17 protein-coding genes are annotated in these 14,389 nt (G+C 68.6%); 12 read left to right on the forward strand and 5 right to left on the reverse strand.

Features of this window, described 5'->3' with window-relative positions:
• Positions 1-67 precede the first annotated feature (67 nt).
• The 3 genes from CAL25_RS23570 to rimO all read left to right on the forward strand — a co-directional run bounded on the left by CAL25_RS23570 (position 68) and on the right by rimO (position 2,943).
• Positions 68-1,003 (forward strand): LysR substrate-binding domain-containing protein, encoded by a 936-nt coding sequence (locus CAL25_RS23570; protein WP_094804616.1) that lies wholly within the window; start codon positions 68-70, stop codon positions 1,001-1,003.
• A 171-nt stretch (positions 1,004-1,174) separates the two neighbouring features.
• Positions 1,175-1,426: a helix-turn-helix domain-containing protein gene (locus CAL25_RS23575; protein ID WP_094804618.1), complete on the forward strand. Its 252-nt coding sequence runs from the start codon at positions 1,175-1,177 to the stop codon at positions 1,424-1,426.
• Positions 1,427-1,632: 206 nt separating this feature from the next.
• Positions 1,633-2,943 (forward strand): 30S ribosomal protein S12 methylthiotransferase RimO, encoded by a 1,311-nt coding sequence (gene rimO, locus CAL25_RS23580; protein WP_094804763.1) that lies wholly within the window; start codon positions 1,633-1,635, stop codon positions 2,941-2,943.
• Positions 2,944-3,003: 60 nt separating this feature from the next.
• On the opposite strand, the gene CAL25_RS23585 is transcribed toward rimO, so the two are convergent.
• A complete protein-coding gene (locus CAL25_RS23585) occupies positions 3,004-3,576 on the reverse strand; it encodes a ferritin-like domain-containing protein (protein ID WP_094804620.1) in 573 nt (190 codons plus the stop codon).
• Between the two features lie 244 nt (positions 3,577-3,820).
• Between CAL25_RS23585 and CAL25_RS23590 the strand changes: the two genes are divergently transcribed.
• The 4 genes from CAL25_RS23590 to CAL25_RS23605 are packed head-to-tail and all read left to right on the forward strand — an operon-like array spanning position 3,821 to position 6,269.
• On the forward strand, positions 3,821-4,408 hold the full coding sequence (locus CAL25_RS23590; protein WP_094804622.1) for a TIGR00730 family Rossman fold protein: 588 nt from the start codon (positions 3,821-3,823) through the stop codon (positions 4,406-4,408).
• Between the two features lie 16 nt (positions 4,409-4,424).
• Positions 4,425-5,009 carry a hypothetical protein gene (locus CAL25_RS23595; protein ID WP_094804624.1) on the forward strand — a complete coding sequence of 195 codons (585 nt, stop codon included), beginning with the start codon at positions 4,425-4,427 and terminating at the stop codon, positions 5,007-5,009.
• Entirely contained in the window at positions 5,006-5,632 is a 627-nt protein-coding gene (locus CAL25_RS23600) for an HAD hydrolase-like protein (protein WP_094804626.1), read from the forward strand. Before CAL25_RS23595 ends, CAL25_RS23600 begins: the two co-directional genes overlap by 4 nt.
• 13 nt (positions 5,633-5,645) lie before the next feature.
• The gene (locus CAL25_RS23605; protein ID WP_094804628.1) at positions 5,646-6,269 is read left to right on the forward strand and encodes a pyridoxamine 5'-phosphate oxidase family protein; all 624 of its coding nucleotides are present in this window, start codon (positions 5,646-5,648) and stop codon (positions 6,267-6,269) included.
• Between the two features lie 9 nt (positions 6,270-6,278).
• Here the strand turns inward: CAL25_RS23605 and fmt are convergent, their stop codons facing one another.
• Positions 6,279-7,229: a methionyl-tRNA formyltransferase gene (gene fmt / locus CAL25_RS23610; RefSeq protein ID WP_094804630.1), complete on the reverse strand. Its 951-nt coding sequence runs from the start codon at positions 7,227-7,229 to the stop codon at positions 6,279-6,281.
• Positions 7,230-7,525: 296 nt separating this feature from the next.
• On the opposite strand from fmt, the gene CAL25_RS23615 reads away from it, so the two are divergent.
• The 3 genes from CAL25_RS23615 (at position 7,526) to CAL25_RS23625 (ending at position 10,025) form a co-directional block, all read left to right on the forward strand.
• The gene (locus CAL25_RS23615; protein WP_094804632.1) at positions 7,526-8,269 is read left to right on the forward strand and encodes a GntR family transcriptional regulator; all 744 of its coding nucleotides are present in this window, start codon (positions 7,526-7,528) and stop codon (positions 8,267-8,269) included.
• 84 nt (positions 8,270-8,353) lie between these two features.
• Positions 8,354-9,277 (forward strand): Bug family tripartite tricarboxylate transporter substrate binding protein, encoded by a 924-nt coding sequence (locus CAL25_RS23620; RefSeq protein WP_170948587.1) that lies wholly within the window; start codon positions 8,354-8,356, stop codon positions 9,275-9,277.
• A 25-nt stretch (positions 9,278-9,302) separates the two neighbouring features.
• On the forward strand, positions 9,303-10,025 hold the full coding sequence (locus CAL25_RS23625; RefSeq protein ID WP_094804638.1) for an aspartate/glutamate racemase family protein: 723 nt from the start codon (positions 9,303-9,305) through the stop codon (positions 10,023-10,025).
• Positions 10,026-10,031: 6 nt separating this feature from the next.
• Here the strand turns inward: CAL25_RS23625 and CAL25_RS23630 are convergent, their stop codons facing one another.
• From CAL25_RS23630 to kynU, 3 genes are all read right to left on the reverse strand, one after another.
• Entirely contained in the window at positions 10,032-10,349 is a 318-nt protein-coding gene (locus CAL25_RS23630; RefSeq protein WP_094804765.1) for a DNA-binding protein, read from the reverse strand.
• 138 nt (positions 10,350-10,487) lie between these two features.
• Positions 10,488-11,000, reverse strand: a complete 513-nt coding sequence (def, locus tag CAL25_RS23635) for a peptide deformylase (protein WP_094804640.1) — start codon at positions 10,998-11,000, stop codon at positions 10,488-10,490.
• A 152-nt stretch (positions 11,001-11,152) separates the two neighbouring features.
• Positions 11,153-12,403, reverse strand: coding sequence for a kynureninase (gene kynU, locus CAL25_RS23640; RefSeq protein WP_094804642.1), 1,251 nt, complete (start codon positions 12,401-12,403; stop codon positions 11,153-11,155).
• Between the two features lie 136 nt (positions 12,404-12,539).
• On the opposite strand from kynU, the gene CAL25_RS23645 reads away from it, so the two are divergent.
• The gene (locus CAL25_RS23645; RefSeq protein WP_094804767.1) at positions 12,540-13,022 is read left to right on the forward strand and encodes an Lrp/AsnC family transcriptional regulator; all 483 of its coding nucleotides are present in this window, start codon (positions 12,540-12,542) and stop codon (positions 13,020-13,022) included.
• 128 nt (positions 13,023-13,150) lie between these two features.
• Complete coding sequence (gene dprA, locus CAL25_RS23650; protein WP_094804644.1) at positions 13,151-14,284, forward strand: DNA-processing protein DprA; 1,134 nt, start codon at positions 13,151-13,153, stop codon at positions 14,282-14,284.
• The last annotated feature ends 105 nt before the right edge of the window (positions 14,285-14,389 follow it).

Raw genomic sequence — 14,389 nt, forward strand, 5'->3', positions numbered from 1 at the left:
GGCGTTTACAGCTATCCATACAATTTTGATATGCTCTGAACACCTCATTCCCGCAACGAGCCGCGCCGTGAATTTCAAGCAGATGGAGGCCTTCCGGGCCGTCATGAAAACCCGTTCCATGACGGCGGCGGCGGGCCTGTTGCATACCTCGCAGCCCAACATCAGCCGCTGGATCGCGCTGCTCGAAGCCGCGGTCGGCTTCACGCTGTTTCAGCGCAGCGGCACGAAACTCATCCCCACGCCCGAGGCCGAAGCCTTTCACGAGGACGTGGAACGCGCCTTCATCGGCCTCGAATCCCTGGGCGAGAGCGCCAGCTCGATCCGCCGCCGCGGCACCGGCACGCTGCGCGTCGGCGCCGTGGGATCGATGACGCAATGCGTGATTCCCGAAGCCCTGCTGCGATTTCGCGAGGCCCATCCCGATATCCCGGTGCAGATCCAGATGGGCCGCTCCGACGTGGTGGCCAAGTGGACCGCCACGGGCTACTGCGACATCGGCTACGCCTCGCTGCGCACCGAGTCTCCCGGTCTGCGATTCGAATCGATCAACGTGGCGCAAGGCGTGGCGATCGTCGGGCGCCAGCACCGGCTGGCCGGACGCGCCGTCCTGCATCCCGCCGACTTCACGGGCGAGCCCTTTATCTCGCTGCCGGGCGGCAGCATCAACCGGCTGGAGATCGACCGGCATTTTTCCGACGACGCCCGCATCCCCGCCATCGAAACCCCCTACGCGCCCACGATCTGCACCATGGTGGCCAAGGGTCTGGGCGTCTCGATCGTGAGTCCGGTGGTGTCGCGCATTCTGGCGCTGCCCGACCTCTGCGAAATCCCCTTCTCGGGGGAGGTGCCCTTTCACACCTATGCGGTCACGTCCGAACACTTTCCGATGAGCCACCTGGCCAAACAGTTCGCGCTCTGCGTGCGGCAGGTGTTCGAGAGTCTGGCCCCGCCCGCCGCGCCGCGCACCCGCCGTGGCGGCGCCGGCCGGGCACGCCGCGCCTGAGCCCGGCCGGCCCGACGACAGGCTCGCGTTCCTACGGCAATGCCGTATAATGGCGCCCCATCCCCTGCCGCCATGGACGCCATGGCGGCGTGAATCCGGAACGGGAGCCGGCCGCGGGGCCTCGGCATCGACACACGCCGGCCCGACGCTCTCCCGCACAACGACCCACCCATGAACAAGTCCCCCCCGCCGGTGCATGCCGCCCGGTGGCAGGCGGCGCATATCAGCGAAGCGCGTAGCCGCGTCGGCCTGCCTCAGGCCGACTTCGCGGCACTGCTGGGCGTGAGCGTGCGCACCCTGCAAGACTGGGAGCAAGGCCGGCGCAATCCGTCGGGCGCGGCCAAGACCCTGTTGCAGGTCGCCATGCTGCACCCCGAAACGCTGCGCGGTCTGCCTCCCTGGCATGCCAACGAACCGGCCTGAACCCCGAATGCGCCGCGGCCCCGCCGGCCCGGCCCCACGAAATTCCGCCGCACGACCTCGATCGGTGCGCGAACCTACGGTGAACTAGATTGGAAATTCTCGAAACGTCCCGGCCCGGCAAGGGCCCCGGCAAGCCCGCCAATGCAGACGCGTCCGCCGCCTCGACGCTGGCCGACACCATCGCCGCCGCCAACGCGGACGGCCGCATCCCGCGCGTGGGCTTCGTCTCGCTGGGCTGTCCGAAGGCGCTCGTCGATTCCGAGCGCATCCTCACCCAGCTGCGCACCGAGGGCTATCAGGTCACGGCCGAGTACGCCGACGCCGACGTGGTCGTGGTCAATACCTGTGGCTTCATCGACAGCGCCAAGGCCGAGTCGCTCGAAGTGATCGGCGAAGCGCTGGCCGAGAACGGCAAGGTCATCGTGACCGGCTGTATGGGCGTGGAAGAATCCGCGATCCGCAAGGTGCACCCGAGCGTGCTGTCGGTGACCGGTCCGCAGCAATACGAAGAAGTGGTGCGCGCCGTGCATAGCGCCGCCCCGCCCCGCGCCGATCACAACCCCTATCTCGACCTGGTGCCGCCGCAAGGCGTGAAGCTCACGCCGCGCCACTATGCGTACCTGAAGATCTCCGAAGGCTGCAACCATCGCTGCAGCTTCTGCATCATCCCGTCGATGCGCGGCGATCTGGTGAGCCGCCCGGTGGGCGACGTGCTGAGCGAAGCCGAGCGCCTGGTGAAGGCCGGTGTCAAGGAGCTGCTGGTGATCTCGCAGGACACCAGCGCCTACGGTGTCGACGTGAAATTCCGCAGCGGCTTCTGGAACGGCCGCCCCGTCAGGACGCGCATGACCGAGCTCTGTGAGGCCCTGTCGGAGCTGGGCGTCTGGACGCGCCTGCACTACGTCTACCCGTATCCCCACGTCGACGAGATCATCGGCCTGATGGCCAACAACAAGGTGCTGCCGTATCTGGACATCCCGTTCCAGCATGCCAGCCCGCGCGTGCTCAAGCTGATGAAGCGCCCCGCGTTCGAGGACAAGACGCTCGCCCGCATCAAGAAGTGGCGCGAACAGTGCCCCGACCTGACGCTGCGTTCGACGTTCATCGTGGGCTTCCCCGGCGAAACCGAAGACGACTTCAAGTATCTGCTCGACTGGATGAGCGAGGCTCAGCTGGATCGCGTGGGCTGTTTCCAGTACTCGCCGGTCGAGGGCGCGCCCGCCAACCTGCTGGCCGACCAGGTGCCCGACGAGGTCAAGCAGGACCGCTGGGAGCGCTTCATGGAGCACCAGCAGGCGATCTCGACCGCGCGGCTGGCCAAGCGCGTGGGCCGCGAAATCGATGTGCTCATCGATGAGGTCGAAGAGGAAGGCGCGATCGGCCGCTCGAGCGCGGACGCACCCGAGATCGACGGCTGCGTGTACGTCACCACCGATCAGGCCGTGAAGCCGGGCGATATCGTGCGCGTGCGCGTGACCGACTCCGACGAATACGACCTGTACGCGGAGCAGATCTGAGCGATCGCTCCGCGCGTGACCGCAAAAAAACCGCGAGGCGTGCCTCGCGGTTTTTTTTCGTCAGTTCTTGGCCAGGAAGTCCGACAGATCGTCGGCGTGCTCTTCTTCGGCGGCCAGGATTTCTTCGAGCAGACGGCGCGTGGTGGGATCCTGATCGCCCACGTACTCGACCATCTGGCGATAGCTGTCGATGGCGATGCGTTCGGCGATGAGGTTCTCGCGGATCATGTCCTGCAGCGTGTCGCCTTCGACGTACTCGGCGTGGCTGCGCTTTTGCAGGCCGTCCGGCGAGAAATCGGGCTCACCGCCCAGTTGCACGATACGCTCGGCCAGACGGTCGGCGTGCGCCTGCTCTTCCGCGGCGTGCTCGGCGAATTCGGCGGCCACGGGCTCCGCGTTCAGGCCGCGGGCCATGAAGAAATGGCGCTTGTAGCGCAGCGTACAGACCAGTTCGGTGGCCAGCGCTTCGTTCAGCAGACGCAGCACGGTCTCGCGATCGGCGCGATAGGTGTCGGTGACGGCGCCGGACTCGATGTCGCGGCGGGCGCGGGCACGAATGGCCTCGATGTCCAGGTCAAACTTCGCGTGACCGTTGGCGCCCTGCGCGGACGACTTCACATTGGACTGTTCCATTTCGTTTGCTCCTTCTCGTTGAGTTCGGCACGGCGTCCTGTGACCCTGGGCGCGCAGGGACCTCGGGGATCGACCTGCCTGCGCCGCGCGCCGTGCCCGACCCTTTCAGCAAGCGCCGTGCCCGGGGCGCGGCGACGCCCCCGGGGACTTTGCGTACACTAGCTACCAAGACCAAAAGTAACCACGCCCGAGGGGCGGCGCGCCTCCCGGGGCACGCGTCCCGTGCGGGGCGCCTGAAGCATCCATGACACTGAAGACTCTTTGCGTGTATTGCGGCTCCAATAGCGGCCGCCAGACAGACTACGAAGCCCAGGCCCGGGCGCTCGCCCAGGAGATGGTCCGCCGCGACATCGCGCTGGTCTATGGCGGCGCCGCCGTGGGCATCATGGGCGCGGTGGCCGACGCCGTGCTCGAGGCCGGCGGCCGCGCCATCGGCGTGATTCCCGAGAGCCTCATGCAGAAAGAGCTCGCGCACCGCGGCCTGACCGAGCTGCACGTGGTGCAGTCGATGCACGAGCGCAAGACCATGATGGCCGAGCGCGCCGACGCCTTCGTCGCGCTGCCCGGCGGCGCCGGCACCCTCGAAGAAATCTTCGAGACCTGGACCTGGGCCCAGCTCGGCATGCACAAGAAACCCTGCGGCCTGCTCAACATTGCCGGCTACTACGACGCGCTCGCCACCTTCCTCGACCATACCGTCGACGAACGCTTCATGCGGCCCGAGCACCGCGCCATGCTGGCGATCGACAGAGATCCCGCCGTGCTGCTCGACCATTTCTCGGCCTATGTCCCTCCCACCGTATCCAAGTGGATCGACAAAGGCGAACACTGACCTACACTGCGCCCCCATGACCTCCGCCAGCCCTGCCACCACGCTTGCGCGCCTGCGCGATTACTTCCACGCCAAGGACGAAAACCGGCCGCATTACATGGCCCGGACCTTCGCGCCGAACGCGCAGCTCGACATGCGTCTGAATACGCAGGCGATCGCTTTCCCGCCGCAGGCGCGCGGCCTGGAAGCCATCACCGACACCCTGGTGCGCAAATTCGGCCAGACCTACGACAACGTCTACACCTTCTATCTCGACCGCCCCGCCGACGACGCGCGGCTGGAGCGCTATAGCTGCGACTGGTTCGTCGGCATGACCGAGAAGGCGACCGGCCTCGTGCGGGTGGGCGCGGGCCGCTACGACTGGGAGTTCCAGGCAGAACCCTACCTGGCGCGCCGCCTGACGATTTCGATCGACACGATGGAAGTGCTGCCCATCGAGCACACCGAAGCGGTGCTGAGCTGGCTGACCACGCTGCCGTATCCCTGGACCGACGCGGCGCGCGTGGTCTCGGGCGCCCCGCCGGTGGAGGCGCTGGCGCCGGTGATGCACTGGCTGCGCCGCGGCGAACGCGACCGGCATCCCGACGGTGGCACGGCATGAAATACCCGCTGATCGCCTTCGACTTCGATGGCACATTGGCCGACACGCTGCCCTGGTTCGAATCGATTCTGGATGACGTGGCCGAGCGCTACGGCTTTCGCAAGACCACCGCCACCGAACGCCGCGCGCTGCGCCGGCAAGGCGTGCAGGAGATTCTCAAGTTTCTCGGCATCCCACTGTGGAAGGCTCCCGCCATACTGATCCACGTGCGCGAACGCATGAACGAAGCCGGCCCGCAGATCCCGCTGTTCGACGGCGTCGCCGACGCCCTCACGCAATTGCGGGCGCGGGGCGTGAAGCTCGCGGTCGTGAGCTCGAACGCCACCGAAAACGTGCAGCGCGTGCTCGGCCCCGAGATCAGCGCCCTGTTCGATGACTTCGAATGCGGCACGGATCTGTTCGGCAAGGCCGCCAAGCTCGAGCGCCTGATGCAGCGCCACGGCGTCACGCCCGCCCAGACCGCGCTGGTCGGCGACGAGGTGCGCGACGTCGAGGCCGCGCGCAAGGCCGGCGTGGCCAGCGTGGCCGTGAGCTGGGGCTACAACGATGCCGAGGCGCTGCGCGCCGAACGACCCGACGCCCTGCTCGCCTCCGTGGGCGAGCTCGGCACCCATCTGAGCTGAACCGCGAGACGACATGAGCCTCGATCCCCACCGCATCACCGACGCCGCCGCCCTGCACGCGCTGTATGGCGAACCGGCCCAGCCTTCGCTCGCCAAAGAGGTCGATTACGTGCATCCGCACTATCGCGCCTTCATCGAAGCGGCGCCGTTCGCGGTGCTGGCCACCCAGGGCGAAGGCGGCCTGGACGCGTCGCCGCGCGGCGACCCCTCGGGCTTCGTGACCGTGGCCGACGAGCGCACGCTGCTGCTGCCGGACCGCCGCGGCAACAACCGCATCGACAGCCTGCGCAACATCCTGCAGGATCCGCGCGTCGCATTGCTGTTTCTGATTCCCGGCGTGGGCGAGACCCTGCGGGTCAATGGCCGCGCCGAGATCAGCGTCGATCCGGCGCTGCTCGCGCGCTTCGAGATGGACGGCAAGCTGCCGCGTTCGGTGCTGCGCATCCACGTGGATACGGTGTACTTCCAATGTGCGCGCGCCATCGTGCGCTCGGGCCTCTGGGACCCCGCGCGCCAGATCGAACGCAGCGCCCTGCCGAGCACGGGCCGCATCTTGGCCGATGTCTCGGCCGGCACGATCGATGGCGTCAAATACGATCAGGAACAGCCGGCCCGCCTGCGCGCCACGCTTTACTAGGCCGGCGCGTCAGGCACCCGCCACGGGCTGCCAGCCGCGCACGAACACGTCCACGGGCTGGCGCTTGCCGCCCGCCTTCTGCAGCTCCAGCAGGCGCAACACGCCCTCGCCGGTAGCGAGATCCACGCCCGCGCTGCTGGCGCTCAGCACGGTGCCCGGCGCGGCGGTCGTCTGCTGCGGCAGCGCCTGCGCCTGCCAGACCTTGACCGGATCATCCAGCCCCGCCAGACGCACGGTGGCGCCCGGCACCGGATTGAAAGCACGGATACGCCGTGCCAGCACCTCGGCGGGCTGCGACAGGTCGAGCGCCGCTTCGCTCTTCTCGAGCTTGGCGGCATACGTCACACCGTCTTCGGGCTGCTTGCGGGGCGTCAGGCCCGCGCCCGCGAGCGCCTCGAGCGCCTGCACGATGGCGTCGGCACCGCTGCGCGCCAGCGCGTCGTGCAACGCGGCCGCCGTCGTATCGCCGTCGATCGGCACGACGGTCTCGAGCAGCATGTCGCCGGTATCCAGCCCCGCATCCATCTGCATGATCGTGACGCCGGTGCGCGTGTCGCCGGCCTCGATCGCGCGCTGGATCGGCGCCGCGCCGCGCCAGCGCGGCAGCAGACTCGCATGGATGTTCAGACAACCGAGCCGCGGCAGATCGAGCGTCCATTGCGGCAGGATCAGACCGTACGCGGCCACCACCATCACGTCGGGCGCGATGGCCTCGAGCCGCTCGCGCGCGGCCTGCGCCTCGTCGGGATAGCGGCCGTCCAGGCGCAGGCTGCGCGGCTGCGCCACCTCGATGCCGGCGGCGAGCGCCGCCTGCTTGACCGGGCTGGGCGTGAGCTTGAGACCCCGGCCGGCCGGGCGATCTGGCTGGGTCAGCACCAGCGGCACCTCATGGCCGGCGGCCAGCAGGGCTTCGAGGGCGAGACGGGCGAAATCGGGAGTACCGGCAAAGACGAGACGCATGAGGAATCCAGGAACGACGAGTGACGACGGAGCACGCGGCTCCGGCCGCGCCGGTGGCGGCGCGCAGGCGCTATTGTCCGGCCAGATCCCCCCGCGCGCCAAATCGCGCGGCACGGGCCCGGCGTTCGGATGCCGGACCGTCGGGCGAAGGCCCGCCAGGTGCGGTGCTGGCGGGCCATGGGCTGCCGGGCCGGCACGCGTCGGTCCGACAGGCCAGGCACCGGGCGCGCCCGGATTGATATATCAGGCCCCGCTTCGAATAATGGAGCCTCGACTTGCCCGCAGCAGGAGTTCGCATGACCCCGCCGAGCGCCATCACCGCCGCCGATCGCATTCGCGCCGATCTCGAAGAACAGATCGCCAGCGCCACGCTGCCGCCCGGCGCCGCGCTCGACGAGACAGCGCTGGCGCTCGCCTATGGCGTGTCGCGCACGCCGGTGCGGGACGCCCTGTTGCAACTGGCCGCGCGCGGCTTCGTGCGCATCGCGCCGCGCGTGGGCATCTTCGTGAATCAGCTCTCGCCCGACGAGCTGGCCAATATGTTCGAAACGCTGGCCTACCTCGAAGGCCTGTGCGCCGGCCTGGCCACGCGCCGGATCTCGCAGGCGGAGCGCGAGGCGCTGGCGCAGGCGCATGAAGCCTCCCGCCCGCGTGCCGATGGCGCGGGCTACGGCGCGGCCAACCATGCGTTTCATGCCCTGCTCTATCAGGCCTGCGGCAATCCCTATCTCACCGAACAGATCGTCGCCATCCGGCGGCGCACGCAGCCCTATCGTCTGCGCCACTTCGACCAGCCCGACCGCGTCGCTCACTCGTGGCGCGAGCACGGCGTGATCGTGCGCGCGGTGCTCGCGGCGGACGCCGACGCGGCCACACAGGCCGCCACGCGCCACATCGTGGTGGGCGGCCGCCAGTTTCGCGCATTCGCCGCGCGCTTTCCGCAGGGCCTGTTCAACGAGGCCGACGAACCGGCGCCGCGTGCCGCGCCGCTCGACTGGCTTTACGGCGCACGCGCTGGCAGCGCCGCGCTGCCGCACTGATGTCGTCGTTCCGTTCCCGCCTCCGGCCCGGGCCGGCACCAGGAGACTGATTTGCTCGCTCGATGGATACGTTGTGCTGCCCTCTTGTTGCTCTGCGCGGCCGCGTCCGTGCAGGCCCAGCAGGCACCGCTCAAGATCGTGGTGGGGTTCTCGCCCGGTGGCGGCGTGGACACGCTCGCGCGGCTGCTGGCGCAGCAACTGGCCGACCCGCTCGGCCGGCCGGTCGTGGTCGAGAACCGGCCCGGCGCGGGAGGCACCATCGCGGCCGAGGCGGCACGCCGCGCCGAGCCCGATGGCAATACGGTGCTGCTGGCCGACACCTCGCTCATCGTCGCGCCGTACATCTACCCCACCCTGCCGTTCCGCCTCGAACGCGACTTCGTACCGGTGGCGATGGTGGGTGAAGCGGGCCTGGCGCTCGCGGTACCCTCGAATCATCCCGCGCGCGACCTCCCGGAGTTCATCGCGCTGGCGCGTCAGGCCCCCGGTCAATACACCTATGCCACCGTGGGCGTCGGCTCGATGCATCACCTCGGCGGCGAGCTCTTCAAGCGCCTAAGCAAGACCGACCTGGTGCATGTGCCCTACAAGGGTGGCAGTCCGGCCGTACAGGCGCTGCTGGGCGGCCAGGTAACGATGGCCATCTCCAGCCTGCCCGCGGTCATGCCGCTCGCCAGCAGCGGCCACATCCGCATCCTCGCCGTGCTGTCGGAAGATCGCTTCGCCGGCCTGCCCGACGTTCCCACCGCGAGCCAGACGCTGCCCGGCTTCGAGACCACGCCGTCCTTGTTCCTGCTGGCGCCGGCGGGCACGCCGCGCGCCGCGCTTCAGCGGCTGGAGTCCGTCCTGCCACAGGTGCTGCAGCGGCCCGCGCTGCAGCAGGCCTTCGTGGCGCAGGGCTCGCAGATCTCGTACCTGTCGGCGCCCGAGCTGGCGCAATGGTTGCCCGCGCAACAACAGCGCTGGGGCGATCTGATCGCGCGCAGCAAGCTCGAGTTCGGCCAATAACCCCCTCTCCCGGAACCCGATCGCCATGTCCGCTACGCCTGCTCCCGTCCTGCACGGACTCATCGTGCCGCCCGCCGCCGGCGAAGTGCCGGCCGACGGCGCGCTGCTGTATCCCCACCTGTCGTTCCGGGCCAGCGGCCTGGGCCTGGGGTCGGTCACGCCAGCGGGCTACGACGCCGTCATCGACGACGTGGCCGCGCATGCCTGCAAGCTCGCCGAGGCCGGTGCCAGCGTGATCTCGCTGATGGGCACGTCGCTGAGTTTCTATCGTGGCGCGGCGTTCAATCGCAGCCTGACGGAGGCGATGGCCCGCGCGACCGGCCTGCCCTGCACGACGATGAGCCACGCGGTGGTGCGCGCGCTGCGCACGCTCGAGGCACGGCGCGTGGCGCTGGCCACGGCCTACGTGAGCGACGTGAACGACCGCCTCGAAGACTTTCTGCGCGAGGAAGACTTCGACGTGCAGACCTGCCACAGCCTGGGCATCAGCGGCGTGGACGCCATGGCGCGTGTCAGCACCGACACGCTGGTCGCGTTGTGCGAGGCCGCGCTTGCCGACGCCCCGGGCGCGCAGGCCATCCTGCTCTCGTGCGGTGGCCTGCTGACGCTGGAGGCGATCGCGATCGTCGAAGCGCGGCACGGGGTGCCCGTCGTGTCGAGCTCGCCGGCAGGCTTCTGGGATGTCGTACGCCTGGGCGGCAACGACCCCGCCGCCGCGGGCAAGGGCCGCCTGTTCGCCCCCCGCTGAGCCTGCCTAGTCGAGGCGGTAGTGCCCCGAGGCATCCAGCGGCCGCACCGCCAGGCGCAGGCCCAGGGCATGCAGAATCGCCGTGAGGCTGCTGAGGCCGGGGTTTCCTTTGGGCGAAAGCGTGCGGTAGAGCTGCGTGAGGTTGAGGCCGGATCGATCCGCGATCGATTGCATGCCGCCGCAGGCCTGCGCCAGCTGGCGCAGCGTGATGAGCAGTTCGGCCTGTTCACCGCTTTCGAGAATGTTGTCGAGCATGGCCAGCGCATACGCCGGATCATCGCGATAACGCCCAGCCATTGCCTCGTCGTGCGGAATACTCTTCATGGCCTGTTCCATCCTCCCTCCCTGTTGGGGTCATCCTATTTTCGTTTGGGGACGAACCCGCGGCAACGTCGAGCGTCGGGCGCAGACAACAAAAAACCCCGCAAAAGCGGGGTTTCGGCATGCAAGAGGGGAAAGCCCTCAGGCGCGCAATGCTTCGCGCTCGGCTTTCTTGATGCGGGTCTTGATGCGGTTTTGCTTGAGCACCGACAGATATTCGACGAACACCTTGCCGTCGAGGTGATCGATTTCGTGCTGCACACAGACCGCGAGCAGGCCTTCGGCCTCGAACTCATACGACTGGCCCTGCTCGTCGAGCGCCTTGCAACGGATGCGGGCGGCGCGCTTGACCTCGTCGTACACGCCGGGCACCGACAGGCAACCCTCTTCGTAGACCTGCAGCTCGTCGCTCTTCCAGGTGATCTCGGGATTGATGAGCACGCGCAGTTCGTTGCCGTCTTCGGAGACGTCGATCACGATCACGCGCTCATGCACGTCGACCTGGGTCGCGGCAAGCCCCACGCCCGGCGCGTCGTACATGGTGTCGGCCATGTCGCGTACGAGCTTGCGGATGCGGTCGTCGACCACGGCCACGGGCTTGGCCACTTTGTGCAAGCGCGCGTCGGGGTAGCGGAGGATGGTGAGCAAAGCCATGGAATGTCGGTCTGGCCGAATAATCAGCGGTAAGACCACATGATAATTCATTCGAAACCGGCAATCTAATAGTTTTAGGCTAAAACCCGCTTAGCCTGGGGCGCGACGCGGGGACGCATGCGCATCCCGCGTCGCCGCCCCCCCGCCGGCACTCAGGTCACGGCGGCCCGGGTGCGGAACTCGGGCTTGTCCCAGGCGCGGCTGTCGAGCACGTCGCGCAGGATCTCGACCGCGTCCCAGACATCGGCATAACTGAGATACAGCGGCGTGAGACCGAAGCGCAGCAACTCGGGCTCGCGGTAGTCTCCGATCACGCCGCGCGCGATCAGTGCCTGCATCACCGCATAGCCCTCGGGGTGCAAAAAGCTCACATGACTGCCCCGGCCGGCGTGCTCGCGCGGCGTGACGAGCGTGAGAGGGTGATCGGCGCAGCGCGTCTCGACCAGCTCGATGAACAGATCGGCCATCGCCAGCGACTTGGCGCGCACATCCTGCATGTCGGCCTCGAGCGCGAGGTCCAGGCCGCATTCCACCAGCGACAGCGAGATGATGGGTTGCGTGCCGCACAGGAAGCGCCGGATGCCCAGCGCCGGATCGTAGCGGTCGGACATCTCGAAGGGGTTGCTGTGGCCCCACCAGCCCGACAGGGGCTGCCAGAAATGATCCATGTGACGCGGCGCGACCCACAGGAACGCGGGCGAGCCGGGGCCGCCATTCAGATATTTGTATGTGCAACCTACGGCGAAGTCGGCGCCGTCGGCCGTGAGTGCCAGCGGCACCGCGCCGGCGGCGTGGGCCAGGTCCCAAATCACCAGCGCGCCGCGCTCGTGCGCCAGACCCGACACGCGCGCCATGTCGTGCATCGCGCCGCTGCGGTAGTTCACGTGCGAGAGCAGCAGCACGGCGGCATCGGCGTCGAGCGCGTCTTCCAGGCTGAGATCGGCATCGATCAGGCGCAGCTCGTAGCCCTGCTCGAGGAAGTCGATCATGCCCTGGATCATGTACAGATCGGTGGGGAAGTTATCGCGCTCGGACACGATCACTTTGCGCGACGGCTGGTCGCGCTGCTGGATGCGCAGGGCGGCCGCCAGCACCTTGAAGATGTTGAGCGAGGTGGTGTCCGTGACGACCACTTCGCCCTCGTCGGCGCCGATCAGCCGTGCGAGCTTGTCGCCCAGGCGCGAGGGTGCCTCGAACCAGCCGGCGGTATTCCAGCTGCGGATCAGGTCGTTGCCCCATTCGCGGCCGATCACTTCGGCGGCGCGCGCGGCTGCCGTGCGCGGCTTGGCGCCCAGGGAATTGCCATCGAGGTAGATGACACCGGGGGGCAGTTCGAATCGGTCTTTCAGGCCCGCGAGGGCATCGGCGGCGTCCAGCGCCAGGCAATCGTCACGCGTTTTCATCTCGACCTCGAGAGCTTGGAACGAAGACTATGGTATCAGCGCGATGAACCAAAAAAATTGCAAACTCCACGTGACGAACGGCGTTTCTTGCACGAAAATTCGAGCACTTCGGGATTTGGAAAAAGAATCTTGCATCATGCAGCTCGACATCATTGATTGCCGCATTCTCAACATTCTTCAGGCCGACGGCCGCATCTCCAATCAAGACCTGGCCGACCGCGTCTCGTTGTCGCCCTCGGCCTGTCTGCGGCGCGTGCGCGCGCTCGAAGAAGGCGCGGTCATCCGCGGCTATCGGGCCGTGCTCGACACCGCCCAGCTCGGCGCAGACTTCGAAGCCTACGTGCATCTGTCGCTGGACCAGTCCGAGCCGGGCTGGAACGAAGCCTTCGTGGCACGGCTGGACGCGCTCGACGAGGTGGTGCAAGCCAGTATCGTGACCGGCGCGAGCAACTACATCCTGCAGGTGCGCACGCGCGACCTGGCGGCGTTTTCGACCTTCGTCGTCGACAAACTCAATGGCATCCGGGGCGTGCGCGACATGTGCTCGCATATCGTGATGCGCAAGGTCAAGGACAGCAGCGGCACGATCGCGCTCGCGGAACCCCCCGCGGGCGGCTGAGCGCGCCGCGCCACTGGAGCTGCCTCGCGCTCGAAGCGCGACAGGGCTGGCACGCCGACGCCTGCCGCCCGCGCGGCGGCCTGCTACGCTTGCCGCCTGACCCCGGACTTCGCCCCACCGGCTTTCCCATGCCCCTCATCCATACCCCCGCCGAACTCTCCGCCTGGCTGCGACTCTCGCTCGAGCCCGGCGTCGGTCCGGCCACCGCCTGTCAGCTGCTGAGCGCCTTCGGCCTGCCGCAAGACATCTACGCGCAAGGCGCCGCCGCCCTGGCGCGCCAGCTGCCCCACGAACTGGCCCGTCAGCTGGCGGGGGCGCCCTCCGCCGACACGAGCGCGCTCATCGAACGCACGCTGCTGTGGGCGAGCGAGCCCGGCCATACCGTGCTGACTCTCGCCGATCCGGCCTATCCGCAGGCCCTGCTCACCATCGCCGATCCCCCGGTGCTGCTTTACGTCACCGGCAACACCGACTGCCTGAATCGCCCCGCCCTGGCCGTGGTCGGCGCGCGCAATGCGACCGCGGGCGGCACCGACAATGCGCGCGCGTTCGCGCAGTATCTGGCGGGACGCGGCTGGTGCGTCGTGAGCGGGCTGGCCCTGGGCATCGACGCCGCCGCGCATGACGGTGCGCTGGCCGCGGGGCCGCGTGGCGCCGGCACGATCGCGGTGCTGGGCACCGGCATCGACCGCGTCTATCCGGCCGCCAATCGCGAGCTCGCGCATCGCATTGCGCAGGGCGGCGCCCTGCTGTCGGAATTTCCGCTCGGTGTCGGCGCGCAGGCGCACCATTTCCCGCGCCGCAACCGGCTCGTGGCCGGCCTGGCCCGCGGCGTCCTGGTCGTCGAAGCCGCGCGTCAGAGCGGCTCGCTGATCACGGCCCGGCTGGCCGCCGAGAGCGGCCGCGAGGTGTTCGCCATTCCGGGCTCGATCCATTCGCCGCTCGCCCGCGGTTGCCATCAGCTGATCCGCCAGGGCGCCAAGCTGGTCGAAACGGCGCAGGACATCACCGACGAACTCGGCACGCCCAACCCGGCCGCGACAGGCGCTCCCGACACCGCCGTCGCCCTGCCGCCGCTCGCGCCCCATCTCGCGGCCCTGCTCGACGCGCTGGGCTACGACCCGGTGCATCCCGACGCGCTGGCCGAGCGCACCGGACTGCCCATGCATCATCTGCAGGCGCAGCTGAGCGAGCTCGAGATCGCCGGCCTGGTGGAGCGTGAGGCGGGCGGTGCGTTTCAACGACGCGCACCCGGCGGCTGAGCGGATTTCGCGCCGGCCGTCTTGCGTGCGCGTCGAGCCTGTATCGACCGCGCGGCGCGCAGGGCCGCCCAGGTGAGGCCACCTCGGCGGCCGCCTTCGACCTCT

The organism is Bordetella genomosp. 5 (assembly GCF_002261315.1).
GTDB lineage: Bacteria > Pseudomonadota > Gammaproteobacteria > Burkholderiales > Burkholderiaceae_B > Bordetella.

Excerpts from the sequence above, each read along its gene's own strand:
- CAL25_RS23575 (WP_094804618.1), top strand. The coding sequence starts at position 1,175 with ATGAACAAGTCCCCCCCGCCGGTGCATGCCGCCCGGTGGCAGGCGGCG.
- CAL25_RS23585 (WP_094804620.1), bottom strand. The coding sequence starts at position 3,576 with ATGGAACAGTCCAATGTGAAGTCGTCCGCGCAGGGCGCCAACGGTCAC.
- CAL25_RS23590 (WP_094804622.1), top strand. The coding sequence starts at position 3,821 with ATGACACTGAAGACTCTTTGCGTGTATTGCGGCTCCAATAGCGGCCGC.
- CAL25_RS23595 (WP_094804624.1), top strand. The coding sequence starts at position 4,425 with ATGACCTCCGCCAGCCCTGCCACCACGCTTGCGCGCCTGCGCGATTAC.
- CAL25_RS23600 (WP_094804626.1), top strand. The coding sequence starts at position 5,006 with ATGAAATACCCGCTGATCGCCTTCGACTTCGATGGCACATTGGCCGAC.
- CAL25_RS23605 (WP_094804628.1), top strand. The coding sequence starts at position 5,646 with ATGAGCCTCGATCCCCACCGCATCACCGACGCCGCCGCCCTGCACGCG.
- fmt (WP_094804630.1), bottom strand. The coding sequence starts at position 7,229 with ATGCGTCTCGTCTTTGCCGGTACTCCCGATTTCGCCCGTCTCGCCCTC.
- CAL25_RS23615 (WP_094804632.1), top strand. The coding sequence starts at position 7,526 with ATGACCCCGCCGAGCGCCATCACCGCCGCCGATCGCATTCGCGCCGAT.
- CAL25_RS23625 (WP_094804638.1), top strand. The coding sequence starts at position 9,303 with ATGTCCGCTACGCCTGCTCCCGTCCTGCACGGACTCATCGTGCCGCCC.
- CAL25_RS23630 (WP_094804765.1), bottom strand. The coding sequence starts at position 10,349 with ATGAAGAGTATTCCGCACGACGAGGCAATGGCTGGGCGTTATCGCGAT.
- def (WP_094804640.1), bottom strand. The coding sequence starts at position 11,000 with ATGGCTTTGCTCACCATCCTCCGCTACCCCGACGCGCGCTTGCACAAA.
- kynU (WP_094804642.1), bottom strand. The coding sequence starts at position 12,403 with ATGAAAACGCGTGACGATTGCCTGGCGCTGGACGCCGCCGATGCCCTC.
- CAL25_RS23645 (WP_094804767.1), top strand. The coding sequence starts at position 12,540 with ATGCAGCTCGACATCATTGATTGCCGCATTCTCAACATTCTTCAGGCC.
- dprA (WP_094804644.1), top strand. The coding sequence starts at position 13,151 with ATGCCCCTCATCCATACCCCCGCCGAACTCTCCGCCTGGCTGCGACTC.